This is a genomic window from Rhodococcoides fascians A25f (genome assembly GCF_000760935.2).
In the GTDB taxonomy this organism is placed as follows: domain Bacteria; phylum Actinomycetota; class Actinomycetes; order Mycobacteriales; family Mycobacteriaceae; genus Rhodococcoides.
Genome location: NZ_CP049744.1, coordinates 3,353,549 through 3,378,896, shown reverse-complemented (window position 1 = coordinate 3,378,896; position 25,348 = coordinate 3,353,549). Strand labels below are relative to the sequence as shown.

Sequence of the window (25,348 nt, the reverse complement as noted above, 5' to 3'; positions counted from 1 at the left end):
CGGTTATGGCAACGCTGGTGGACCGGCTCGATCACGTTCTCGGAGTCGCGGCGGCGACCCCGCTCGCAGACACCTTCGGTATTCATACCGTCGAGGATCTGCTGCGGCACTATCCGCATCGCTACATGACGCACGGTTCCGAGCTCGGTGAAACCGAGCCCCCCGAGGGCGAGCACATCACCATCGTCGCCACGGTCGAGTCCGCGACGCTGCGTTCGATGAAGAATCGCAACGGCCAGTTCCTCGCGGTGACCCTCGCCGCCGACGGACAGCGGATCGAGGCCACCTTCTTCAGTCCGCACAAGCTCAAGCACGTAGTCGTGCCAGGTCGGCGGGGAATGTTCTCCGGCAAGGTGAAGTACTTCGGCAAGCGCTGGAATCTCACCCATCCCAGCTACGTGATCCTGGGCGGAGACGACAACGACGGAGCCGTCGTGCCCGCGGGTCGCATCGTCGGCGGCGGAACTCTGGCCGGTCTGGCCCGCGGTGCGGTCGATGCCTCGGGATCCGTCGACATGTCGGTCTTCGATCGGGCGTTCGTTCCCATCTACGCGGCCACCAAGGACGTCGAGAGTTGGACGTTCATGCGTTGCGTGCGGCAGGTCCTCGACCAACTCGACGATGTGACCGATCCGCTGCCGGAATCGGTGCGCCGAGAACGTGGACTCGTCGACATCGACACCGCGCTGCGGTCGGTCCACTTCCCCGACACCGCGCAGGACAAGGACTCCGCCCGTGAGCGGCTCAAATTCGACGAGGCTCTGGCCGTACAGCTCGTCCTCGCGGACCGTCGCCGCGATGCATCGACTCGGGTGGCCGCGCGATGCCCGCCGATCACCGACGGCATCGCCGTCGAGTTCGATCGGCGGCTGCCGTTCGAATTGACGGCCGGTCAGCACGACGTCGCGGCCGAGATCGCCAACGATCTGTCTGCGCCTCATCCGATGTCGAGGCTGTTGCAGGGCGAGGTCGGCTCGGGCAAGACCATCGTCGCGCTCCGGGCGATGTTGCAGGTGATCGATGCCGGTCATCAGTGTGCGCTGCTGGCACCCACCGAGGTGCTCGCCTCCCAGCATGCGCGATCGATCAGGTCGATGCTCGGCAGTCTTGCCGCCGGTGGTGAGCTCGGATCGCACGAACTCGCGACCAAGGTCGCTCTGCTGACCGGTTCGATGTCCACTGCGGCCAAGCGGTCCGCACTGCTCGATGCCGTGACCGGCGACGCCGGGATCGTGATCGGTACCCACGCCCTGATCGAGGATCGCGTGGAGTTTCTCGATCTCGCGATGGTCGTCGTGGACGAACAACACCGATTCGGCGTCGAGCAGCGAGATGCGTTGCGGGCCAAGGCCCGCGGCAACACCAGTCCCCACTTGCTCGTGATGACGGCGACACCGATCCCGCGCACCATCGCGATGTCGACGCTCGGTGATCTCGAGACGTCGGTACTGACAGAACTTCCGCGCGGCCGGTCACCGATCATCAGCAACGTCGTGCCTGCCAGAGCCAAGCCGACGTGGGTGGATCGAGCGTGGCAACGCATCCGTGAGGAAGTTGCTGCCGGACGCCAGGCCTACGTGGTCTGCTCGCGGATCGGCGACGGCGACGACGCCGAGACGGGCAAGAAGAAGACCGCCTCGAAGTCCGACGACGGACCGGAGACCACGGCCGCGGTGGACATGTACGACACCCTCGTTGCCGGTCCGATGCACGATCTCCGGGTGGGGTTGTTGCACGGGCGACTGTCGGGTGACGACAAGGACATCACCATGTCCGAGTTCAATACGGGCGAGATCGACGTCCTCGTGTGTACGACGGTGGTCGAAGTGGGCGTCGACGTTCCCAATGCGACGGTCATGGTGATCATGGACGCCGACCGATTCGGGGTCAGTCAACTCCACCAGTTGCGTGGTCGAATCGGTCGAGGCGGACACCAGGGTCTGTGCATCATGATCAGCTACCTCAGTCCCATGGGCGGTTCGTTCGCCCGGCTTGAGGCGGTGGCCGCGACCAACGACGGCTTCGAGCTGGCAAAACTGGACCTCGCCACCCGGCGAGAAGGCGACGTACTCGGGGCCGCACAGTCCGGCACGGTCAGTGGCCTTCGGCTGCTGTCGTTCATCGACGACGAGGACATCATCGCCGACGCACAGGACTGCGCGAGGACGTTGTTCGCACGGGACCCGTCGTTGGCGAACGATCCCGGCATCGCGTCGATGATGCGGTCGGCCTGGCGATCGGACCGGGTCGACTACCTTCAGAAGTCCTGACCGGACAGGAGTGGAGCCTGCAGGAACGATCAGGGGAGCAGGAGTGAAGCCTGCAGGAACGACCAGGGGAGCAGGAGTGAAGCCTGCAGGAACGACCAGGGAAGCCAGTAGGCCTTCACTGCACCGTTTCAGTCGAGAGAATCGAACAATTCGTCCCGAATGGTGAGATCAGTACGCCTCGGAGGCCCATGCTGCCGGGTAAGTTGAGCCAATGTTCTCCAAAGTTTTGGTTGCCAACCGCGGCGAGATCGCCATCCGTGCCTTCCGTGCTTCCTACGAACTCGGTGCCTCCACCGTTGCGGTGTTCCCGTTCGAGGACCGAAACTCGGTGCACCGGACGAAAGCCGACGAGGCATATCAGATCGGGGAGAAGGGCCATCCGGTACGGGCGTACCTCTCGGTCGACGAAATCGTCGCCGCGGCCAAGAGGAGCGGGGCCGACGCGGTGTATCCCGGGTACGGATTCCTCTCCGAGAACCCGGATTTGGCCGCTGCGTGTGCCGACGCCGGCATCACCTTCGTCGGCCCGTCCGCCGATGTACTGGAGCTGACCGGCAACAAAGCACGCGCTATCGCGGCAGCGAAAGCCGCAGGGCTTCCGGTTCTGGCGTCGTCGGAACCCTCGTCCGACATCGACGAGCTCGTCGCAGCGTCGGAGACCATGACCTTTCCCCTGTTCGTCAAGGCGGTGGCGGGCGGCGGTGGCCGAGGGATGCGACGAGTTGCCGAACCGGCGCAGTTGCGTGAGTCCATCGAAGCTGCTGCGCGCGAGGCGGAGTCGGCTTTCGGAGACGCGACGGTATTCCTCGAGCAGGCCGTGATCGATCCCCGGCACATCGAAGTCCAGATTCTCGCCGACGGCCAGGGCAATGTGGTGCACCTGTTCGAGCGGGACTGCAGCGTGCAGCGTCGGCACCAGAAGGTCATCGAATTGGCACCGGCACCGAAGCTGCCCTCGGAGCTGCGGGAGAGAATCTGCGCAGACGCCGTTGCGTTCGCCAAGCAGATCAACTACTCGTGTGCCGGTACCGTGGAGTTCCTCCTCGACACCCGCGGCAATCACGTCTTCATCGAGATGAATCCGCGAATTCAGGTGGAGCACACCGTCACCGAAGAGGTGACGGATGTGGACCTGGTGCAGTCCCAGTTGCGGATCGCCTCGGGGGAGACGCTTGCGGACCTCGGTCTGCAGCAGGAGAACATCGTGTTGCGCGGTGCCGCGTTGCAGTGCCGCATCACCACCGAGGATCCAGCGAACGGCTTTCGGCCCGACGTCGGCCGCATCACCGCCTACCGCACTCCCGGCGGTGCCGGGGTTCGGCTCGACGGTGGTACGACGCTGGGCGCGGAGGTCGGCGCGTACTTCGATTCCATGCTCGTCAAGCTCACCTGCCGTGGCCGTGATTTCGACACGGCCGTGGCGCGGGCCCGACGTGCGGTGGCGGAGTTCAGGATTCGCGGCGTCGCGACGAACATCCCGTTCCTGCAAGCGGTTCTGGTCGACCCCGACTTCACCGCGGGCCGGGTCACCACCTCGTTCATCGAAGAGCGACCGGAACTGCTGACGTCGCGCTCCTCGGGTGACCGTGGCACCAAGATTCTCACCTACCTTGCCGATGTGACGGTCAACAAGCCGCACGGTGAGCGTCCGTCCCCGGTGTACCCACACGACAAACTTCCTGCGGTCGACTTCTCCGCGCCGATTCCCGACGGTTCGCGTCAGCGATTGCTCGCCCTCGGGCCCGAAGGCTTTGCCCGAGATCTGCGCAACCAGAAGGCACTCGGCGTTACCGACACCACCTTCCGTGACGCGCACCAGTCCTTGTTGGCCACGCGTGTGCGCACGAGTGGATTGCTGGGTGTGGCCCCGTACGTGGCACGTACGACGCCGCAGTTGCTCTCCATCGAGGCGTGGGGCGGTGCTACGTACGATGTGGCGCTGCGCTTCCTGCACGAGGATCCGTGGGAACGACTTGCAAGTCTGCGAGAAGCCGTCCCCAACATCGCAATTCAGATGCTGCTGCGCGGTAGGAACACCGTCGGCTACACCCCGTACCCGGAGAAGGTGACCCGCAGTTTCGTCGCCGAGGCCACAGACACCGGAATCGACATCTTTCGCATCTTCGACGCGCTCAACAATGTCGATCAGATGCGCCCTGCAATCGATGCGGTGCGCGAAACCGGAACTGCGCTGGCCGAAGTGGCGCTGAGCTACACCGGGGACCTGTCCAACCCGAACGAAGACCTGTACACCCTCGACTACTACCTGAAGTTGGCCGAGCAGATCGTCGATGCAGGAGCGCATGTACTCGCGATCAAGGACATGGCCGGGCTGCTGCGCGCACCGGCGGCCAAGACGTTGGTGACGGCGCTACGGTCGAATTTCGATCTGCCCGTACATGTGCACACGCACGACACACCCGGTGGTCAGTTGGCCACGTACTTGGCAGCGTGGGAGGCCGGTGCCGACGCCGTCGACGGTGCCAGCGCGGCGATGGCCGGAACCACCAGCCAGCCGGCGCTCTCGGCCATCGTTGCGGCAGCGGCCCACACCGACCGGGACACCGGGTTGGATCTGCAGGCCGTCTGCGATCTCGAGCCCTACTGGGAGGCCGTGCGAAAGGTCTACGCGCCCTTCGAGTCCGGACTGCCGGCACCGACCGGCCGTGTCTACACGCACGAGATTCCCGGCGGTCAACTCTCCAACTTGCGGCAGCAGGCCATCTCGCTCGGACTCGGTGATCGGTTCGAGACGGTCGAGGCCAATTACGCCGCAGCAGACCGTATGTTGGGTCGCCTGACCAAGGTGACGCCGAGTTCGAAGGTCGTCGGTGATCTGGCCCTGGCTCTGGTCGGTGCGGGAGCATCGGCCGAAGAGTTCGCCGAAGACCCGAGTCGATACGACATCCCCGATTCGGTGATCGGATTCCTCCGTGGTGATCTGGGAACTCCTGCAGGTGGCTGGCCCGAGCCGCTGCGCACCAAGGCTCTCGAAGGCCGAGGTGCGGGCAAGCCGGTCACGCCGCTGACCGACGAGGACGAGAAGAATCTCGACGGCACGTCGGCGCAACGCCGTACGACTCTCAATCGCCTGCTCTTCCCCGGCCCGACGGCGGAACTCGAGGCACACCGCGAGAAGTACGGCGATACGACTCGGCTGTCGGCCAACCAGTTCTTCTACGGGCTGCGTCAAGGTGAAGAGCATCGCGTCACCCTGGAGAAGGGAGTCGAGCTGCTCATCGGGCTCGAAGCGATCTCCGACCCCGACGAGCGTGGCATGCGCACCGTCATGTGCATTCTCAACGGTCAGCTGCGTCCGGTGTCGGTGCGCGATCGATCCATCTCGAGCGAGGTGCCGACGGTCGAGAAAGCGGACCGATCGAACTCCGGTCACATCCCGGCACCGTTCGCCGGTGTCGTGACCCTGTCCGTCGAAGAGGGACAGAAGATTTCGGCCGGTGACACTGTCGCCACCATCGAAGCGATGAAGATGGAGGCGGCGATCACCGCGCCTCGCGGCGGCACGGTGACCCGGCTGGCGATCTCGGGTGTTCAACAGGTCGAGGGCGGCGATCTGCTCGTCGTCGTCGGTGGGGGGTCGACGGGCGAAGAGGCCGGGAGCGAATGACGCGGATCGTGGCGGGGGTCGCAGGGGGCCGGCGGCTCTCGGTTCCTGGCCAGGGCACCCGCCCGACATCCGAGCGGGTGCGGGAGGCTCTGTTCAGCTCGCTCGAGAGCCGGATGGACTTCGACGGTGCCGCGGTTCTCGATCTGTTCGCTGGGTCGGGTGCGCTCGGGCTCGAAGCGCTCTCGCGCGGCGCATCGTCGGCGGTACTGGTCGAGTCCGACTCACGAGCGGCGGCGGTGGTGCGCCAGAACATAGAGTCCGTCGGGCTGGCCGGCGCGTCGGTCAAGTGTGCCCCGGTGGCCTCGGTACTGGCTGGGGTACCGGATGCGGAATACGACCTGGTGCTCGCCGACCCGCCGTACGCCGTCACCGACAGTGCGGTGACGGATCTGCTGAACAGGCTCGTCACCGGGGGTTGGCTTGCACCCGATGCGGTGGTCGTTCTCGAGCGATCGTCGCGTTCGCCGGAGACGGAGTGGCCGGACGGTCTGGTAGCGGAGAAGTCGAAGAAGTACGGGGAGAGTCGAATCGAGATCGCGGCACGATCGTGACGACCGACCCCGCGATCGGCTGATAAATTCGCGGGCATGACTGGCGCACTGTGTCCTGGATCCTTCGACCCGGTGACCAATGGTCATCTCGATATCTTCGAGCGAGCCGCCGCCGCGTTCGACGAGGTGGTGGTCACGGTGATGGTGAACAAGAGCAAGAAGGGCATGTTCAGCATCGTCGAGCGAATCGAGATGCTCGAGGTGGCCACGGAGCATCTACCCAACGTCAGAGTCGGTTCCTGGTACGGCCTGTTGGTCGATTATGCTCGGCAAGAAGGCTTTTCGGCGATCGTCAAGGGTCTGCGCAGCTCGGTCGATTTCGACTACGAGTTGCAGATGGCGCAGATGAATCGAACCCTCACCGGGGTGGACACGTTGTTCCTCCCGGCGAATCCAGCGCACAGCTTTCTGTCCAGTTCGCTGATCAAGGAAGTCGCGACCTTCGGGGGAGATGTCACCGGGATGCTGCCGCCGTTCGTGCAGGAGCGACTGACCGCTCGTATCGCCGAGCGCGCCGCCGACTAGTTCGCGGGGCGACACACCGGGAGGGTATAGCGCCGACGCGCGTGTGGGCAGGCAGACTGACAAGTGCAGCACTGTGTAGCTCGACCGCTCGGCGGTCGGCACGTGCAGTGGCAGATTCGACGATTGGGGTAACCGGTGTACCGCGTATTCGAGGCGCTCGACGAGCTCGTCGCCATTGTCGAGGAGGCGCGCGGCGTTCCGATGACCGCTGGATGCGTCGTCCCGCGGGGCGATGTCCTGGAACTGCTCGACGATGTTCGTGACGCCATCCCCGGCGAGCTCGACGACGCGCAGGACGTTCTGGACCATCGCGACAAGCTCGTGGGTGACGCCCGGGCCACAGCGGAGAAGACGGTCGGAACCGCCAACGCCGAAGCGCAGGACACCGTCGAGAACGCTCGGGATTCTGCCGATCGCATTCTCGCCGATGCCAAGGCGCAGGCGGACCGCATGGTGTCCGAGGCGTCGGCGCATGCCGAGCAGCTCGTGGCCGATGCCGAGGCCGAAGCAGAGCGGACGGTGCTCGAGGGCCAGCGCGAGTACGAGGAGTTGACCGTTCGGGCCCGTACCGAGGCCGACCGAATGATCGAGTCCGGCACGTTGTCCTACGAGCGATCGGTGGCCGACGGCACCGCCGAACAGAACCGGTTGGTGTCCCAGACCGAGGTGGTGCAGGCCGCGCACGCCGAGTCGGCGCGCGTGATCGACAGTGCCCATGCCGAATCCGATCGGATGCGCAGTGAATGCGACGTGTACGTCGACACCAAACTCGCGGAGTTCGAGGAGTTCCTCAGCGGCACCATTCGCTCCGTCGGCCGTGGACGTCAGCAACTTCGAACCGGTTCCGGTGTCCCGGAATACGGCAGCGAGCCGTACGGCGAACCCGCGTACGGCAGCCAGGAAGGCCGTCGCAGCCGACACTGAGGGCGGTGATTTGCCCTCGTATGCACGCATGCGTATCGTTGTGGGGTTGCTTACCGACAGTAGGCAAACCGACAGTAAGGAAGAACAGCCGTGCCCCCGCCCAAGAGAACGACCCGTCCTGAACTGGACGCCGGATTCGTTCTGGACATCCTCAACCTCGGTCGTCGACCGGGGTCGACGAAGACCGTCGAGCGGACGGTTCCGGCTCCTTCCCGAATCGGCCTCGATGCGATCGCCATCGAAGCCGGAGTCCCGGTCTCGCTCGATCTGCAGTTGCAGGCGGTATCGGAGGGCGTTCTCGTCACCGGTTCCGTACGAGCTGCCACTGCCGGCGAGTGCACGCGGTGCCTCGATCCGGTCAGCGGCAACGTCGACGTCTACTTGACCGAGCTGTTCGCATACCCGAACAGCATCACCGAGGAGACCACGGATGCGGACGAGATTCACCGCATCGTCGACGACCTGATAGATCTCGAACCCGTCATCGTCGACGCGGTCGGTCTGGAGCTTCCACTCCACCCCGTCTGCAGTGACGAGTGCGAGGGATTGTGCCCAGAATGCGGCGTTCGCCTGGCGATTGCTGAATCCGGCCACAGTCACGATACAATTGATCCTCGCTGGGCTGGTCTTGCAGCCAAATTTGGCGTGGATCCAGAACCGAGCACAGAACTTGTGAACAACGAAGCCGAGGAGAAGTAAGTGGCTGTCCCGAAGCGCAAAATGTCGCGTTCCAACACGAGGTCGCGTCGTGCACAGTGGAAAACCACTGCGCCCACCCTCGTGACGTGCCCCAACCGTGGGTGCGGCGAGAAGACGTTGCCCCACATCGCGTGCCCTTCGTGCGGTACCTACAAGGGCCGCCAGGTCGTCGCAGCGGTCTGATTCCCGCTCCGGTGACCAACGAAGTAGTGGATCGTCGCAACAACGATTCACAGAAGAATAGTTCTACTGCCGTCAGCGGCGGGGACGACCGAGAGTCGCTCCTCGCCGCTATCGGTGTCTCTCTGGCGGAACCACTGCTGACCCTGGCACTGACGCATCGTTCGTTTGCCTACGAGCACGGTGGTCTTCCTACCAACGAGCGCCTCGAGTTCCTGGGCGATTCGGTGCTCGGCCTGGCGGTGACGGAGCATCTCTACGCGGTGCACCCCACCAAGTCCGAGGGCCAGCTGGCCAAGATCCGGGCAAGCGTGGTGAACATGCACGCCCTGGCTGAAGTAGCGCGCGGTCTCGGTGACGGCGGTCTCGGTCGGCATCTGCTGCTGGGCAAGGGTGAGGAGCAGACCGGCGGACGCGACAAGCCGAGCATCCTTGCCGACGGTATGGAATCGATGCTGGGTGCGATTCACCTGCAACACGGCATCGACGTCGCTCGCACCGTTGTTCTGACCCTGTTCGCCGGCCTGTTGGACCGCGCTCCCAAGCTCGGTGCAGGTCTGGACTGGAAGACGAGCCTGCAGGAATTGACTGCAGAACGCGCGCTCGGCGTTCCCGCGTACGAGATCGCGTCCACCGGGCCCGACCACGACAAAGAATTCACTGCCACCGTATTGATCGGTGGATTTCCCCGTGGTGTCGGAGTCGGTAGATCGAAGAAGGAAGCCGAGCAGAAGGCTGCCAGTTTGGCGTGGAATACGCTGTCGGGCAACGACATTACCGTAGCCGACGCGCCCACGACCAACCCTTCCTGATGCCCGAACTGCCCGAGGTCGAAGTCGTCAGGCTCGGTCTGGAATCCCACGTGGTGGGTAAGACCATCGACTCGGTGGAGGTACTGCACCCCCGTGCCGTGCGTCGACACGATCTCGGTGGCCTCGATCTGATCGGTCAGCTGCGGGGTCAGCGCGTCTCCTCGGCCCGGCGCCGTGGGAAGTATCTGTGGCTGGTGATGGAGCCCGGCGACTTCGCCACCGTCGTGCACCTGGGTATGAGTGGACAGATGCTGGTGCAGCCGCCATCCGCGCCGGACGAGAAGCACCTGCGGATTCGGGCACGACTCGACGACGGTACCGATCTTCGGTTCGTCGACCAGCGAACATTCGGCGGCTGGGCTCTCGCCCCGATCGTGACGGTGGACGGCACACCGGTACCCGAACCGGTGGCGCACATCGCGCGAGACCCGATCGACCCGCTGTTCGACGCGGAATCCGTGGTGAACGTGTTGCGCGGCAAGCACACCGAGATCAAGCGGGCTCTCCTCGATCAGACCGTGCTGTCCGGCGTGGGCAACATCTACGCAGACGAGGCTCTGTGGCGGGCGAAGATTCACGGTAACCGCATCGCAGAAACGTTGACCCGGCCTGCTCTTCGTCGACTGCTGACTGCCGTGCACGCGGTGATGGGGGAGGCCCTGGCACAGGGTGGTACCTCGTTCGATGCGCTGTACGTCAACGTCAACGGACAGTCCGGCTACTTCGACAGGTCGCTCGACGCCTACGGACAGGAAGGTCTGCCCTGTTCACGATGCGGAGCACCGATCAGGCGTGAGAAGTTCATGAACCGCTCCTCGTTCAGCTGCCCCACCTGCCAGCCGCGACCCCGACACATCCGCACCTGACAGCGCACAGGTCCTTCCGCGGGCTCCACTCCTGTGTGGATAGGTCATTCCGCGGGCTCCACTCCTGACCCGCCCGCCTAGTATTTCGGTCATGGCAGAACAGAGCACGCCGACCAACCTCTGGGTCGAGCGCACAGGCACCCGTCGCTACACCGGCCGCAGCTCGCGAGGAGCCGAAGTACTCATCGGTTCCGAGTCGGTCGAGGGCGTTTTCACTCCCGGCGAGCTGCTCAAGATCGCGCTCGCAGCGTGCACCGGTATGAGCTCGGACGTACCGCTCTCGCGTCGACTGGGGGACGACTACTCCGCCACCGTCGAAGTGTCCGGTGCAGCAGATCGTGAGAACGAGCTGTATCCGGAATTGAACGAGATCCTCCGCGTCGACCTCAGCGCGATGGACCCCGATGCGCAGCAGCGACTGCTCACCGTCGTCGAGCGGGCGATCGACAAGGTCTGCACGGTGGGGCGGACCCTGAAAGCCGGTACGACGATCAACCTGGACATCGACGTGGACGCCTGATGAAGGTGGGGGCAGCCGCCGTCGTGGCGGGCCTTGTTCTCGCAGCGTCGGTTGCCCTGTCTCCCACCGCGGAGGCGTCGAGTACCTGCACTCCGTGGTCGGTGAGCACGGTGGCATCGGGATTCGGGCTGCTCGAGAATCTGGAATTCGACGGCAGAGGCTCGATGATCGTCTCCGAGACCTCGCCGGTCGGACCGGGCGCTCTGCGTACCGTCGCACCGAACGGGGACCGGGGCACTCTCGTGTCGGGCGTCGAGTCACCCGGCGGATTGGTACGGGACGGAGACACTCTGTACTTCACGACCGGAAACAGTGCTGCCGCAGGACTTCTCGACATGCGGACCGGAACAATCGAAAAGATCGATCTTGGCACGGGTGCCAGGTCGACGTACGCGTCGGGCTTGACCATGCCCAACGGCCTGGCCCGCTCCGCGACCGGCGATCTGTTCACCACTCGGAATCTCGGTGGCGCGTCGGGGCTCACTCGCATCGCAGTCGGCGGCGATGGGTCGGTCGTTTCGGTGTCGACGGTGCGTACCGATCTGGGTTCGGCCAACGGAATCGGTATCGGCGGCGGAAACATCTACGTGGCCACTACGTTCGATCCGGAAACGATGGTGAATGTACTCGACGAGAAGGACCCGGCGGGGCCGTCCACGCGCATTCGCGTCGACGGATTCGGACCGCTCACGATGTCGGACGATCTGACCGTGGGCGACGACGGAACGGTCTATCTCGCACAGAATCTCGCGGGCAGGGTCGTCCGTGTCGATCCCGAGACCGGATCGTCCTGTGTCATCGCGACGGGGGTGCCGTTGACTTCGTCGGTTGCTTTCGGCGGAGTCGGATTCGATTCGGAGGCGTTGTACGCCACGAGTTTCGACGGAACGGTCCGAAAGCTGAGTCCGGTATGACGGACGAACGGCTGACGGCATGGGTGCACGGCCTGGTTCAGGGAGTCGGGTTTCGTTGGTGGACTCGCTCGCGTGCGCTGGAGCTGGGATTGGTCGGGCACGCGACCAACCACGCGGACGGACGCGTTCTGGTGATAGCCGAGGGTCCGCGTCAGCGCCTCGACGCACTCCTGGAATTGCTCCGAGGCGGCGGCACCCCGGGCACGGTCACCCTGGTCGTCGAGAGCTGGGAGAGCGCCCGCGGTGGCCTCACAGGCTTCGTGGAACGGTGACCCGCCGCCGCCCGCGGACGGCTCGGCGCACATCGCTGCGTCGTACCGGTAAAGTACGGACGCTATGTATCTCAAGAGTCTGACGCTCAAGGGCTTCAAGTCCTTTGCTTCGGCGACGACTCTTCGTTTCGAGCCTGGAATCACCTGCGTGGTCGGCCCCAACGGCTCCGGTAAATCCAACGTTGTGGACGCTCTGACCTGGGTGATGGGTGAACAAGGTGCCAAGGCGTTGCGCGGCGGGAAGATGGAGGACGTCATCTTCGCGGGTACGTCCGGCCGCGCACCCCTCGGCCGCGCCGAGGTGACTCTGACGATCGACAACTCGGACGGTGCGCTGCCGATCGACTACTCCGAGGTCTCGATCACCCGACGCATGTTCCGGGACGGTGCCGGTGAATACGAGATCAACGGCAGCTCGTGCCGCTTGATGGACGTCCAGGAGTTGCTCAGCGACTCCGGTATCGGCCGCGAGATGCACGTGATCGTCGGTCAGGGTCGACTGGCGGCGATCCTGGAATCGCGTCCCGAGGACCGGCGGGCCTTCATCGAGGAAGCCGCCGGGGTGCTCAAGCACCGCAAGCGCAAGGAAAAGGCCGTACGCAAGCTCGACGCGATGCAGGCCAATCTCGCGCGGCTGACGGACCTCACAACCGAATTGCGCCGTCAACTCAAGCCACTGGGCAGGCAGGCCGAGGTAGCGCGTCGCGCGCAGACCGTGCAGGCAGATCTGCGTGACGCTCGGCTGCGGTTGGTGGCCGACGACCTGGTGGCCAGACGTGAAGAATTCGCGAACCAGACCCAGGACGAGGAAGCGGCTCGCGAGCAGTACGCGATGGTGCAGGATGCCCTCGAAGCCGGAACCGTAGCGCTCGCAGAACACGAGCAGGCGGTGGCACGGCTGACACCGAGCGCCGAAGCGGCCGGGCAGACGTGGTTTCGCCTGTCCGCGCTGGCCGAACGCGTGAATGCGACGGTACGCATCGCGCACGAACGTGCTCGGCATCTGGACGCCGTCCAGAGCACCGGTCGCGGGCAGGATCCGGACGAGCTCGAAGCACAGGCCGAGCGCGTGGCCGAGGAAGAAATGGAACTCGTCGAGGCCGTCGAGATGGCGCGGGAGACCCTCGAAGCGGCCCGCGAACAGCTCGCCGAGCGCGAATCTGCTGCCGCGGCCGCCGAGCGTGCTCACCTCGCCGCTGTTCGCGCGGTTGCCGACCGCCGCGAAGGATTCGCGCGCCTGTCCGGTCGAGTCGACACCTTCAGAACCAAGGTCGAGTCCATCGACGCCGAAGTAGCGCGGCTCTCGGTGGCCATCGACGAGGCCAGAGAACGCGGCGAGTCGGCTCAACGTGAGTTCGAGAGCGTCCAGGACCAGATCGGCACCCTCGACGCCAGTGAGCTCAGCCTCGACACCCATTACGAACGAGCGGTCGCCGCTTTACGCCATGCCGACGCCCGGGTATCGGAATTGCAGGCCGAAGAGCGCATCGCCGGTAAGAGGGTGGCGTCGTTCGAGGCCAGGATCGAGGCGCTCACCATGGGCCTCGAACGCAAGGACGGTGCCGGGTGGCTGGTGGAGAACCAGCAGGACGGTCTGTCCGGTCTGCTCGCCGGCCATCTCACGGTCGAGCCGGGGTACGAGATCGCGGTGGCCGTCGCCATGGGTCCGGCGGCCGATGCTGCGCACGCCGAATCGTTCGATGCCGCGCGCGCTGCCGTGCTGGCCCTACGCGCTGCCGACGGCGGTCGCGCGTCCATCGTGCACGGTAATGCTGTTGCGGCACAACAGATTCAGCGGCCTACGCTACCGAGCGGTGCTCGGTGGGCACTCGACCTGATCGAGTATCCGGATCGGTTGGCCGGAGCGATGGCGGCATTACTCGACGGTGTGGTGGTTGTCGACTCGCTGGACGCGGCGCACCGGCTCGTCTCGGATTCGAGTCGACTGCGTGCCGTGACCACGGACGGCGACGTCGTCGAGCCGGGCTGGGTCACCGGCGGATCGGACCGTCGACCCAGCACCCTGGAAGTGCAGTCGGCGATCGATACGTCGACGGTGGAGCTGACAGCAGCAGTACGCCGGGCCGAGGAGCTCGACGCCGCGCTCTCGGGCGCGTTGGCGGAACAGCGCGACCGGCGTGAATCCGCCGAGCAGGCGCTCGCAGCGCTGAACGAATCCGATGCTGCGATGGCCGCTGTGTACGAGCAGTTGGGCCGCTTGGGGCAGCTGGCGCGTTCGGCGCACGCAGAATCCGCGCGATTGGCGACCCAGCGCAGTTCTGCCGAAGCGAGCCGCGAAGAAGCGATCGAGCGCCTGGCCGAGCTCGAGGACAGTTTGCGGACGGCAGAGGACGAACAGAACGGTTTCGCCGGAGACGGCGAGAGCGGTGACGCGGCGACCACCATGGAGCGCGAGATGGCGGCTGCGGCACTGACCGAAGTGCGCGCGGTGGAGGTCGAGGCGCGGCTGAACGTACGAACCGCCGAGGAGCGCGCGCAGTCGTTGCGGGGCCGAGCCGATTCGCTGCGCCGAGCGGCGCGAGCCGAACGCGAGGCCAGGGCACGAGCCGAACGCGAGGGCGCCGCCCGGCGGCACGCTGCCGCAGTGGCTGCTGCCGTCGGCGAATCGGGTGAGGACCTCGCCGCTCGATTGGCCTCGGTGGTGGCTGCGGCGGCCCGAAGGCGCGACGAGCTCTCCGCCGAACGCGCTACGCGCACAGTCGAACTCGACAAGGTCAAGGAACAGGTTCGGGCCCTGCAAGGCCAGCTTGCGTCCATCACCGACGCCGTCCACCGGGACGAGGTCGCCCGTGCGCAGGCGGCACTGCGAATCGAGCAACTCGAAACGACGATTCTCGAACAACACGGCATCGGCCTCGACGATCTGGTGGCCGAGTACGGCCCCGATGCGACGCTGCCCCCGACCGAGCTCGAGATGGCAGAGTACGAGGCCGCCAAGGAACGCGGTGAGCAGGTTGTGGCCCCCGCGCCGATGCCGTTCGATCGCGCCACTCAGGAGCAGCGGGCCAAACGCGCAGAACGTGATCTCGCCACACTCGGCAAAGTGAACCCGTTGGCTCTCGAAGAGTTCGCAGCCCTCGAAGAGCGCTACAACTTCTTGTCCACTCAACTCGAGGACGTCAAGTCCGCGCGCAAGGACTTGCTCGGCGTGGTCGCCGACGTCGACGACCGCATCCTGCAGGTCTTCACCGAGGCCTGGCTGGACGTCGAGAGAGAATTCACCGGCGTGTTCGCCAAACTCTTTCCCGGCGGCGAAGGACGGCTGATTCTGACCGACCCGTCGGACATGCTCACCACCGGAATCGAGGTGGAGGCGCGCCCACCGGGCAAGAAGGTCAAGCGACTGTCCCTGCTCTCGGGCGGCGAGAAGTCGCTGACTGCAGTCGCCATGTTGGTCGCCATCTTCCGCGCTCGGCCGTCACCGTTCTATGTCATGGACGAGGTCGAGGCTGCACTCGACGACACCAACCTGCGCCGACTGATCGGGTTGTTCGAGCAGCTCCGTGAGAAGTCGCAGCTGATCGTCATCACGCATCAGAAGCCGACCATGGAAGTGGCCGACGCGTTGTACGGCGTCAGCATGCGCGGTGACGGCATCACCACGGTCATCTCGCAGCGACTGAACCGAGAACGCGTCGCGGTGGATGTAGCCGAGCCGGAGACAGCACCCGTGGTCGAACCGGACGCGGTCTCGTAGGACCGGTCCTGCCTACTGCTTCGGGTAGAGCTGCTCGGCGTACGAGGGCCCGTAGTACTCGCGCAGCTCCTCGACGGTCTCGGGGGCCTGCGGAATCAATGCCTTCGTCAAGGACGCGACATCGGGAATGGACTCCGCATCCCATGTTTCCGGCTGCCACAACTTGGACCGCATGAACGCCTTGGCGCAGTGGTGGAACACCTGCTCGATGTCGACGACGAGGCACATGATCGGCCGGTGGCCCTTGACCTGCAGTTCGTCGAAGAACGGTGCATCGGTCACCAGTGACGCGCGACCGGCGATGCGCAGAGTGTCACCGCGCCCCGGCACGAAGAAGTTCAATCCGACGAAAGGGTTCTCGAGAATGTTCCGGTAGCCGTCCATCCGACGATTGCCGGGACGTTCGGCAAGGGCGATCGTGGCGTCGTCGATGACGTGGACCAAGCTGCCGGGCGGGTCACCTTTGGGGGAGACGTCGCATCGTCCACTCGCGTCCGAGGTACCCATCAGGCAGAAGGGCGAGGCAGCGAGCCATTGCACATCCAGCGGGTGCAGTGTGCTGCGGTCCTTGTTCGCGGCTCGAAAGCTCGGTTGGCCGAACATCTCCGTCAATCGGTCGGCATCGCGCACCGTCGTCCACTCCATGCCTACAGATGCTATCGACACGGCTCGGGTGGGGGACAGTGCTTTTCTCGGGCGGAGCACCACCGGTGACGAACGGCCGTGAACGCCTGACAGGATGGGGTACGTGAGTAACCAAGCGTGGATCATCGTCGCGGCGATCGCCGCTGTCCTACTGGTCGTTCTCGTCGTCGGGTTGGTGCTCTCCCGTCGACGGAGAGTGTCGCTCAAGTCGGACGAGGCGGCACGGATCGAGGACGCGGCCACCAAGGACAGATCCGGTGGCTATACGGCGGGCAGTGGTTTCTCGTTCAGCCAGGGCACGGCGACCGCCGAGCCCGTCGCGCCTGCCCCGAAGCCCGTTCCACCTGCGCCGAAGCCTGTTCCGAAGCCCGTCGAGACCTCCCCGGTCGAGCCGACGCCGGTGGCACCCACTCCCACCCAGGACGAGCCGGAGGTGCTCGAACCCGAGGTGCCGGTCATCGAGCCTCAGGGGCCGGTTGTCGAGCCCCCCGAGCCGGCCGAGCCCGCACTGCCGGAACCGGCCGTGGACGCCGAGGCTCCTGCTCCTCGACTGGACACCATCGATCCCACCGAGGGTCGGCTGGATCGGCTCCGCGGTCGCCTGGCGCGCTCTCAGTCCGCGGTGGGCAAGAGCTTGCTCGGATTGCTCGGCGGCGGTGACCTGGACGAGGATTCCTGGGAAGAGGTCGAGGACACCCTGCTGATCGCCGATATCGGTTCTGCGACCACCGCAGAGATCATGCGCACCCTGCGCGAGCAGATGGCGGCGCGCAGTATCCGCACCGAGTCCGATGCGCGAGCACTTCTGCGCGAGATTCTCGTTGCACAACTTCATCCCGAGTTCGATCGGTCGATTCGAGCGCTTCCGCACGACGGTGCGCCTGCCGTGCTGCTGGTGGTCGGAGTCAACGGCACCGGCAAGACCACGACCACCGGCAAGCTTGCTCGCGTGCTGGTGGCGGACGGCAGGCGAGTGTTGCTCGGTGCCGCCGACACGTTCCGCGCGGCCGCGGCCGATCAGTTGCAGACCTGGGCCGAGAGAGTCGGTGCCGAGGTGGTGCGTGGCAAGGAGGCCGCAGATCCGGCTGCTGTCGCATTCGACGCGGTGAGCAAGGGAATCGAGAACGGAGTCGACGTGGTTCTGGTCGACACGGCGGGACGCCTGCACACCAAATCGGGTCTGATGGACGAGCTGAGCAAGGTCAAGCGAGTCATCGAGAAGCGGGCCCACGTCGACGACGTTCTGCTCGTTCTCGACGCGACCGTCGGCCAGAACGGGCTGACCCAAGCTCGTGTCTTCGCGGAGATCGTCGACATCACCGGTGTGGTGTTGACCAAACTGGACGGAACCGCCAAGGGTGGCATCGTTTTTCAGGTGCAGCGTGAACTCGGGGTGCCCGTCAAGCTCGTCGGTCTCGGTGAAGGTGCCGACGATTTGGCCCCGTTCGAGCCGGGAGCGTTCGTCGACGCGCTGCTCGGCTGATCGAGCCCTTCGGGTTGTCCGCGAACCGGGCGAAAAGCACAAACGCCAGCACGAAACCTTTTTGCAACAGAATTCGGTCATGCGTTCACATGTCCGAAACACCCGAGTGTCACGGATGAAACTTCGTGAAACCACTCTTCTTGCGTAACGGCGCGCCAACCGGTGTGCAGGAGAATGGAGGGTGTACGTGAGTCCCGAGGATATGTTGGCCAACTCCGGCAACGCCGCGTGGATGCTGATTGCAGCATCTCTGGTACTGCTGATGACGCCGGGCTTGGCGTTCTTCTACGGCGGTATGTCGCAGTCGAAGTCCGTGTTGAACATGATGATGATGTCGTTCGGAGCAATGGCCGTCGTCTCGATCATCTACTTCCTGTGGGGTTGGTCGATGTCCTACGGAACCCAGGACATCGGTGGCGTCTTCGCCAACCCGTTCGAGTTCTTCGGACTCAAGGATTCGATCACCGATGCCGACGGTAACTACATCGCCGGTGCATGGGGATACGCCAACATCATCGATGTGGCATTCCAGGTCACCTTCGCGATCATCACGGTCGCACTGATCAGCGGCTCCATCGCAGGCCGCGTCAAGTACGGCACGTGGCTGGCATTCGCAGGCATCTGGGTCACCCTCGCGTACTTCCCGCTGGCCCACATGGTGTGGGGTGGCGGACTGCTCTCCGGGTCCGAAAAGGGTCTGGCTGCAAAGATTTTCGGAACGATGGTCAACGACGACGGTGACACTGTCGCCAACGTGGCTCCCATCGACTTCGCAGGTGGCACGGTCGTGCACATCAACGCCGGTATCGCGGGCCTGATTCTGGCGATCATCATCGGCAAGCGCGCCGGATTCGGCAAGGTCGCCTACCGTCCGCACAACCTGCCGTTCGTCATGCTCGGTGCTGCACTGCTGTGGTTCGGTTGGTTCGGATTCAACGCAGGTTCCGCATTCGCAGCCGACGGCATCGCCGGCGTGGCGTGGGTGAACACCACTGCCGCCACCGCAGCCGCCATTGCGGGCTGGCTCATCACCGAGCGCATCCGTGACGGGCATGCCACCAGCCTCGGCGCTGCCTCGGGCATCGTCGCCGGTCTGGTCGCCATCACCCCGGCCGCAGGCGCACTGACGCCTGTCGGCGCCATGATCCTCGGCGTCATCGCCGGTGTTCTCTCTGCTCTGGCGGTCGGCCTGAAGTTCAAGTTCGGCTACGACGATTCGCTCGACGTCGTGGGCGTGCACCTCGTCGCAGGCCTGTGGGGAACCATCGGAATCGGCTTCCTCGGCTCCGAGACCGGTCTCTTCTACGGCGGCGACTACAAGCAGCTCGTGGTGCAGATCGTCATCGCACTGTTCGCGCTGATCTTCACCGCGATCGTCACCGCGGTGATCGCGTTCGCGCTCAAGCCTCTCGGCTGGCGCGTGTCGGACGAGGAAGAGGCCAATGGCATCGACGAAGCCGAGCACGCTGAGACTGCATATGATTTCGCCTGACAAGGTAGAGATAGACGTGAACGCTGCACCGTACGACAACGGGCACTCGAGGTCTTGTGAAGGGAATCAAAAATGAAGCTGATCACGGCAATCGTCAAACCGTTCACCCTGGAGGACGTCAAGACGGGGCTGGAGCAGGCCGGCGTACTCGGAATGACAGTCAGTGAAGTTCAGGGTTACGGCCGTCAGAAGGGCCACACCGAGGTGTACCGAGGTGCGGAGTACTCGGTCGACTTCGTTCCGAAGGTGCGTGTCGAGGTAGTCGTCGACGACGCTGCCGTCGAGAAGGTCGTCGAGGTCATCGTCGAGGCCGCTCGCACCGGCAAGATCGGTGACGGCAAGGTCTGGGTTTCCCCGGTCGATTCGGTCATCCGAGTCCGCACCGGAGAACGTGGCGCCGATGCACTCTGACCCCAAAGGGTCTCGGGCCGGGGGCCCCGGTTCTGGCGCGAAAGCGTCAGGATCGGGGCCTTCGGTCTCCACGGGCTCCGCATCGAAGGGCACGAGCGATGCTGCAGCAGATCTCGCTCGCGCCAGAAAACAACTACTCGACGGCGGCACGCGCAACCGTCGCCTCGATGCTCCGTCGCTGAGGCAGGCTCTGGTCGATCTCCACGAGTTCTGGCTGACCACCAAAGGTGCCGAGCTGGGGATCAAACCGGACTCGGGCTTTGCGATCGTCGCTGTCGGCGGTCTGGCACGCCGTGAACTGCTGCCGTACTCGGATCTGGACCTGATACTGCTGCACGACGATCTCGAACCGAGAATCGTGGCCGAGGTCGCCGACAAGCTCTGGTATCCACTGTGGGACGCCCATATCAAGCTCGATCACAGTGTGCGCACGGTGCCGCAGGCTCTCCAGGTAGCGGCGGCCGATATGACGGCAGCGCTCGGGATGCTCGAGGCCCGCCATATCGCCGGCGACGTCGAGTTGAGCAATCTGCTCATCGGCGGAGTACGTCGCCAGTGGCGCACCGGAATTCGCGGACGCTTCGACGAGCTGATCGAGCAGACCCGCGGCCGGTGGGCGCGTAGCGGTGAAATCGCGCACCGCGCCGAGCCCGAGCTCAAGAGTGGCCGCGGCGGATTGCGTGACGTACAGCTTCTCGACGCCCTCTCCATCGCCCAACTCACCGACGGTATGCCCGGTCTCGGCCCTGAATCGCCCGGTGGCGGTTTGGCATTCGCGCACGGAAGACTTCTCGACGTCCGCACCGAGCTGCACCGTGTTGCCGGCCGAGCGCGGGATCAACTGCGCGCGCAGGACGCCGATGAAATCGGTGCCGCGCTCCGCATCGGCGATCGCTTCGATCTTGCACGCGTGCTGAGCGATTCCGCTCGCACCATCAGTTACTCGGTCGATGTCGGATTGCGTACTGCCGGCAATTCGCTGCCGAGGAAGGGCCTTTCACGTCTGCGTCGTGTGCCGGTTCGTCGTCCGCTGGACGAGGGGGTCGTCGAACACGCCGGTGAGGTGGTACTCGCCCGTGACGCACGACCGAACAAGGATCCGGGCCTGATCATGCGCGTCGCCGCGGCATCGGCACAGACCGGAATGCCGATGTCGGCATCGACACTCAACCGGTTGTCGGACAGCGCACCCGAACTCCGCGAGCCCTGGCCGAAGGAGGCTCTGAACGATCTGCTCGTGCTGCTCGGATCGGGTCGCAAAGCCATTGCGGCCATCGAAGCGCTCGATCGAACAGGCCTGTGGGGCCGACTCATTCCGGAGTGGGGCGCAGTACGCGACCTACCGCCGCGAGATGCGGTGCACACGTGGACCGTCGATCGGCATCTGGTCGAAACTGCCGCCTACGCAAGCGCTTTGACCACCAGAGTCGCGCGTCCGGATCTGCTGGTTCTCGGCGCGCTGATACATGACATAGGCAAGGGTCGCGGCGGCGACCACAGCGTCGTCGGAGCAGATCTCGCAATCCAGATCGGTAACAGGCTCGGGCTGTGGCCGTCCGATGTGGCGCTGCTGACGTCGATGGTGAGATACCACCTCCTGCTACCGGAGACCGCCACCCGACGCGACCTCGACGACCCTGCAACCGTACAGACCGTCGTCGACGCACTCGGTGCCGACACCATCCTGTTGGAGCTGCTTCATGCTCTCGCCGAAGCGGATTCGCTCGCCACGGGTCCCGGAGTCTGGGGGGACTGGAAGGCGTCGCTCATTCGCGAGCTCGTGCGCCGCTGTCGATTGGTGATGGCGGGGGAGTCTCTGCCATCCCCGGATCCACTCGACCCGGCTCACATCGAGCTGGCCGCGCGTGGAGGTGTGCACGTCGACATCGCGCCGACCGACGGGCTCCACACCTTCGTCGTCACGGTCGTCGCGCCCGACACCCCAGGACTGCTGTCGGACGCTGCCGGAGTCCTGGCGCTGCACTCGCTGCGCGTGCTTTCTGCCTCGCTCGGCAGTCACGAGGGGTCGGCGATCAACTCGTTCGACGTTGCACCGCTGTTCGGAGCTCCGCCGCAGGCCGGTCTGCTCCGCCAGGAGATCATCCGCGCTCAGGCCGGAGAACTCGACCTCGTCGCGGTACTCGACGCCAAGGAACGTGACGCCAGAGCCGAGTCCGTCGAGGACGACGGCGAGGATTCGGCGGTGCCGGTTCTCTACGCGCAGGCTCCGCCTCGGGTGCTCTGGTTCGACGACCACGAACCAGGTCAGGTAGTGCTCGAACTACGAGCAGAAGACCGGCTCGGTCTTCTCTGCAGGCTGGCCAGTGCCATCGAGCAGCAGGGATCCGATATCCGCTGGGCTCGCGTGTCGACACTGGGCAGCTCGGTGGTCGACTCCTTCTGCATCGACCTGGCGGGAGCGGACAGCAGGGCGGTCCGAGAGGATCTCGAACGAGCCTTGCTCGCGGTTGTACCGGCCCCGGAACCGCCCAAGCCTCCGGAGAAGCCGGAAGGCACTTGACCGCTGGTCGGAACACAACCGCAAACCGACACTCCGTGGTGACTTCTCACGAACTTACGGCCGGTGGGTTTACCCCCGATATCAATTTGTTATGTTCGTCACCACACGCAGGACGACTCGGCGAGATCACTTCCGCAGAATCCACACCGCCGGACCAATGAGTCGTTCCTGCAGGCTCCACTGCTGCTAATGCGAGAGGCACGAACTGTGGGATCCCACCGACGGTCGAACATCTACACACCGGCCGACACAGCAACGGATACGACGCCCGGCAAACACCGCGCCGCAGAAGTGACCCCGGACACCGGTCGACGGGCCGCGACCATCGTTGCGGCTACCGGTGCGATCGTCGTCGGCGCGACGTCGATGGGGGCGGGCACCGCGGGTGCCGCTCCGATCCCCGAGCCGCCTGCCGCAGGTTTTCCCTTCGCCGTCCCGGAGGGGCTGCTCCCCGCGGGATTCGAGCTACCCCAGTTCGTACCCCCGCAGTTCGAGGTTCCGCAGTTCGTCCCCCCGCAGTTCGTGCCCCCGCAGTTCGTGCCCCCGCAGTTCGTGCCCCCACAGTCGGCACCCCCGTCGCAGCCCGCCTCGCCGGAGTCGACGCCCTCCGAGGCCGCACCGGCAGCGGAGCCCAGCGCCGCACCGAGTCCCGGTCCGCTCGCTGCATTCGGAGTGACCGATCCCGGTGCTGCAGCGCAACAATGGCTCGACGACGTGGGTCTGGGTCAGATGGGTACCGGTGGTGCGTCACCGCTCGAGAGTCTGCGTTCGCTGAAGAAAGCCACGGTCCAACCCGTGGCGGGCGTGCTGACGTCCAATTTCGGATCGCGGTGGGGTGCCCAGCACAGCGGCCTCGACATCGCGGCACCCATCGGGACCCCCATCTACGCGGCCGCCGACGGCACGGTGTCCGACGCGGGCCCGGCGTCCGGGTTCGGTCTCTGGGTGAAGGTGAAGCATGACGATGGCACCGAGACGATCTACGGGCACGTCAACGATTTCTCGGTGCAGACCGGTCAGCGCGTGTCGGCCGGCGAGCAGATCGCCACGGTGGGCAATCGTGGCCAATCGACCGGTCCGCATCTGCACTTCGAGGTGCACGATCCCTCGGGCGTCAAGGTCGATCCCGCATCGTGGCTCTCGACGCGGGGAGTGGCAGTGACATGGAACGATTCCGCGCGCAACGCCTGACTCGGTGCCGTCTCCGACCGACACGTCGGTCTGTCGAACGACACGGCTGCCGCACGCCCCAGCGACGGCAGGTTGTGCTGGCGCTAGTCTGGTGACCGTGCCGGATTCGGCTCGTTTTCGGTGATCGGCTAGCTCAGGAGTGCAATCGGTGTTCGAATCCCTTTCCGACAGGTTGGCCGGGACTCTCAAGGACCTGCGTGGCAAAGGTCGACTGTCCGGTGCGGATATCGACGCCACGGCCCGCGAGATCCGTCTGGCCCTGCTCGAAGCGGACGTGGCCCTGCCCGTCGTGCGGGAGTTCATCAACCGCATCAAGGTCCGTGCCAAAGGTGCCGAGGTATCGGGCGCGCTCAACCCGGCGCAGCAGGTAGTCAAGATCGTCAACGAGGAACTCGTCGGCATCCTCGGCGGCGAGACCCGCAGACTCGTCTTCGCCAAGAACCCGCCCACGGTGATCATGCTCGCCGGCCTGCAGGGTTCGGGTAAGACGACGTTGGCAGGCAAGCTGGCCAAATGGCTCAAGGGCCAGGGCCACACTCCGTTGCTCGTTGCCTGCGACCTGCAGCGCCCCGGTGCCGTCAGCCAGCTTCAGATCGTGGGCGAGCGCGCGGGTGCAGCTGTGTTCGCGCCGCATCCCGGCACGTCGATCGGCGGCGGTGACAACGCACTCGGTGTCTCGGCTGCAGATCCCGTCGAGGTCGCGCGAGCCGGCATCGCCGAGGCGCGGAGCAAGCAGTACGACGTGGTCATCGTCGACACCGCCGGCCGCCTCGGCATCGACACCGAGCTGATGAGCCAGGCCGCTGGGATTCGCGATGCGGTGGAGCCGGACGAAACCTTGTTCGTTCTCGACGCCATGGTCGGCCAGGATGCCGTCAGTACCGCCGAGGCGTTCCGCGACGGAGTCGGCTTCACCGGCGTTGTGCTCACCAAGCTCGACGGCGACGCTCGTGGCGGCGCAGCACTCAGTGTCCGCGAGGTGACCGGGCAGCCCATCATGTTCGCGTCGACCGGCGAGAAGCTCGAGGATTTCGACGTCTTCCACCCCGATCGTATGGCCAGTCGGATCCTCGGCATGGGCGACGTTCTCAGCCTCATCGAACAGGCCGAGCAGCACTTCGACGCCGAACAGGCCGAGGCGACCGCCAACAAGATCGGCTCGGGACAGCTCACGCTCGACGACTTCCTCGAGCAGATGATGGCCGTCCGCAAGATGGGACCCATCGGAAATCTGTTGGGCATGTTGCCCGGTGCGGGTCAGATGAAGGAACTCGCCAACGTCGACGAGAAGCAACTCGACCGTGTTCAGGCGATCATCCGCGGCATGACGCCGCAGGAGCGAACCGACCCGAAGATCATCAACGCATCGCGGCGACTCCGTATCGCGAACGGCTCGGGCGTCAAGGTGTCCGACGTCAATCAGCTGGTGGATCGATTCTTCGAGGCACGCAAGATGATGTCGGCGATGGCCGGTCGTATGGGCATGCCGGGCGCGCGCAAGCAGGTGCGGAACAACAAGAAGGGCAAGAAAGGCAAGAAGGGTGCTCGCGGCCCGACACAGCCGAAGATCCGCGGTGGATTCCCCGGAATGCCGGGTGGAATGCCGGCAGGAATGCCCGATCTGTCGTCCATGCCCAAGGGCCTCGACCAATTGCCACCAGGGCTGGAAGGTATCGATCTCTCTCAGCTGAAACTGCCGAAGAAGTAAGCGCCGCACGTGTCGGCG

Annotated in this window: 20 protein-coding genes; 19 read left to right on the top strand and 1 reads right to left on the bottom strand. The window is 65.1% G+C overall.

Annotated features, from left to right (window positions below):
• Nucleotides 1-5 precede the first annotated feature (5 nt).
• From recG to smc, 13 genes are all read left to right on the top strand, one after another.
• A complete protein-coding gene (gene recG, locus BH93_RS15880) occupies nt 6-2,270 on the top strand; it encodes an ATP-dependent DNA helicase RecG (protein ID WP_165712726.1) in 2,265 nt (754 codons plus the stop codon).
• Nucleotides 2,271-2,481: 211 nt separating this feature from the next.
• Nucleotides 2,482-5,898: a pyruvate carboxylase gene (locus tag BH93_RS15875; protein ID WP_037174029.1), complete on the top strand. Its 3,417-nt coding sequence runs from the start codon at nt 2,482-2,484 to the stop codon at nt 5,896-5,898.
• Entirely contained in the window at nt 5,895-6,449 is a 555-nt protein-coding gene (rsmD, locus tag BH93_RS15870) for a 16S rRNA (guanine(966)-N(2))-methyltransferase RsmD (protein WP_037174026.1), read from the top strand. The genes BH93_RS15875 and rsmD overlap by 4 nt, the downstream gene beginning before the upstream one ends.
• A 36-nt stretch (nt 6,450-6,485) precedes the next feature.
• Nucleotides 6,486-6,974, top strand: a complete 489-nt coding sequence (coaD, locus tag BH93_RS15865) for a pantetheine-phosphate adenylyltransferase (protein WP_037174024.1) — start codon at nt 6,486-6,488, stop codon at nt 6,972-6,974.
• Between the two features lie 135 nt (nt 6,975-7,109).
• Complete coding sequence (locus tag BH93_RS15860) at nt 7,110-7,898, top strand: DivIVA domain-containing protein (RefSeq protein WP_032377026.1); 789 nt, start codon at nt 7,110-7,112, stop codon at nt 7,896-7,898.
• A 90-nt stretch (nt 7,899-7,988) separates the two neighbouring features.
• Nucleotides 7,989-8,597: a YceD family protein gene (locus tag BH93_RS15855; protein ID WP_032403173.1), complete on the top strand. Its 609-nt coding sequence runs from the start codon at nt 7,989-7,991 to the stop codon at nt 8,595-8,597.
• On the top strand, nt 8,598-8,780 hold the full coding sequence (gene rpmF, locus BH93_RS15850; protein ID WP_032397784.1) for a 50S ribosomal protein L32: 183 nt from the start codon (nt 8,598-8,600) through the stop codon (nt 8,778-8,780). It begins immediately after the preceding gene.
• A 26-nt stretch (nt 8,781-8,806) separates the two neighbouring features.
• A complete protein-coding gene (gene rnc / locus BH93_RS15845; protein ID WP_037174022.1) occupies nt 8,807-9,589 on the top strand; it encodes a ribonuclease III in 783 nt (260 codons plus the stop codon).
• Complete coding sequence (gene mutM, locus BH93_RS15840) at nt 9,589-10,455, top strand: bifunctional DNA-formamidopyrimidine glycosylase/DNA-(apurinic or apyrimidinic site) lyase (protein ID WP_032377029.1); 867 nt, start codon at nt 9,589-9,591, stop codon at nt 10,453-10,455. The genes rnc and mutM overlap by 1 nt, the downstream gene beginning before the upstream one ends.
• Before the next feature lie 91 nt (nt 10,456-10,546).
• Nucleotides 10,547-10,975: an OsmC family protein gene (locus tag BH93_RS15835; RefSeq protein WP_032377030.1), complete on the top strand. Its 429-nt coding sequence runs from the start codon at nt 10,547-10,549 to the stop codon at nt 10,973-10,975.
• Nucleotides 10,975-11,889, top strand: a complete 915-nt coding sequence (locus BH93_RS15830) for an SMP-30/gluconolactonase/LRE family protein (RefSeq protein ID WP_037174021.1) — start codon at nt 10,975-10,977, stop codon at nt 11,887-11,889. Before BH93_RS15835 ends, BH93_RS15830 begins: the two co-directional genes overlap by 1 nt.
• On the top strand, nt 11,886-12,161 hold the full coding sequence (locus tag BH93_RS15825) for an acylphosphatase (protein ID WP_032377032.1): 276 nt from the start codon (nt 11,886-11,888) through the stop codon (nt 12,159-12,161). The genes BH93_RS15830 and BH93_RS15825 overlap by 4 nt, the downstream gene beginning before the upstream one ends.
• A gap of 64 nt (nt 12,162-12,225) precedes the next feature.
• Complete coding sequence (smc, locus tag BH93_RS15820) at nt 12,226-15,879, top strand: chromosome segregation protein SMC (protein ID WP_037174020.1); 3,654 nt, start codon at nt 12,226-12,228, stop codon at nt 15,877-15,879.
• A gap of 12 nt (nt 15,880-15,891) precedes the next feature.
• Here smc and BH93_RS15815 read toward each other — a convergent pair whose 3' ends face one another.
• Nucleotides 15,892-16,524 (bottom strand): MSMEG_1061 family FMN-dependent PPOX-type flavoprotein, encoded by a 633-nt coding sequence (locus BH93_RS15815; RefSeq protein WP_032377034.1) that lies wholly within the window; start codon nt 16,522-16,524, stop codon nt 15,892-15,894.
• A 94-nt stretch (nt 16,525-16,618) separates the two neighbouring features.
• Between BH93_RS15815 and ftsY the strand changes: the two genes are divergently transcribed.
• The 6 genes from ftsY to ffh all read left to right on the top strand — a co-directional run bounded on the left by ftsY (nt 16,619) and on the right by ffh (nt 25,330).
• A complete protein-coding gene (ftsY, locus tag BH93_RS15810) occupies nt 16,619-18,007 on the top strand; it encodes a signal recognition particle-docking protein FtsY (RefSeq protein ID WP_197914411.1) in 1,389 nt (462 codons plus the stop codon).
• A gap of 187 nt (nt 18,008-18,194) precedes the next feature.
• The gene (locus BH93_RS15805) at nt 18,195-19,499 is read left to right on the top strand and encodes an ammonium transporter (protein ID WP_371829143.1); all 1,305 of its coding nucleotides are present in this window, start codon (nt 18,195-18,197) and stop codon (nt 19,497-19,499) included.
• A gap of 72 nt (nt 19,500-19,571) precedes the next feature.
• Nucleotides 19,572-19,910 (top strand): P-II family nitrogen regulator, encoded by a 339-nt coding sequence (locus tag BH93_RS15800; RefSeq protein WP_019664269.1) that lies wholly within the window; start codon nt 19,572-19,574, stop codon nt 19,908-19,910.
• Nucleotides 19,900-22,431, top strand: a complete 2,532-nt coding sequence (locus BH93_RS15795) for a [protein-PII] uridylyltransferase (protein WP_037174413.1) — start codon at nt 19,900-19,902, stop codon at nt 22,429-22,431. The genes BH93_RS15800 and BH93_RS15795 overlap by 11 nt, the downstream gene beginning before the upstream one ends.
• Before the next feature lie 207 nt (nt 22,432-22,638).
• Nucleotides 22,639-23,622 (top strand): M23 family metallopeptidase, encoded by a 984-nt coding sequence (locus BH93_RS15790; RefSeq protein ID WP_037174412.1) that lies wholly within the window; start codon nt 22,639-22,641, stop codon nt 23,620-23,622.
• A gap of 148 nt (nt 23,623-23,770) precedes the next feature.
• Nucleotides 23,771-25,330 (top strand): signal recognition particle protein, encoded by a 1,560-nt coding sequence (ffh, locus tag BH93_RS15785; protein ID WP_032403595.1) that lies wholly within the window; start codon nt 23,771-23,773, stop codon nt 25,328-25,330.
• The last annotated feature ends 18 nt before the right edge of the window (nt 25,331-25,348 follow it).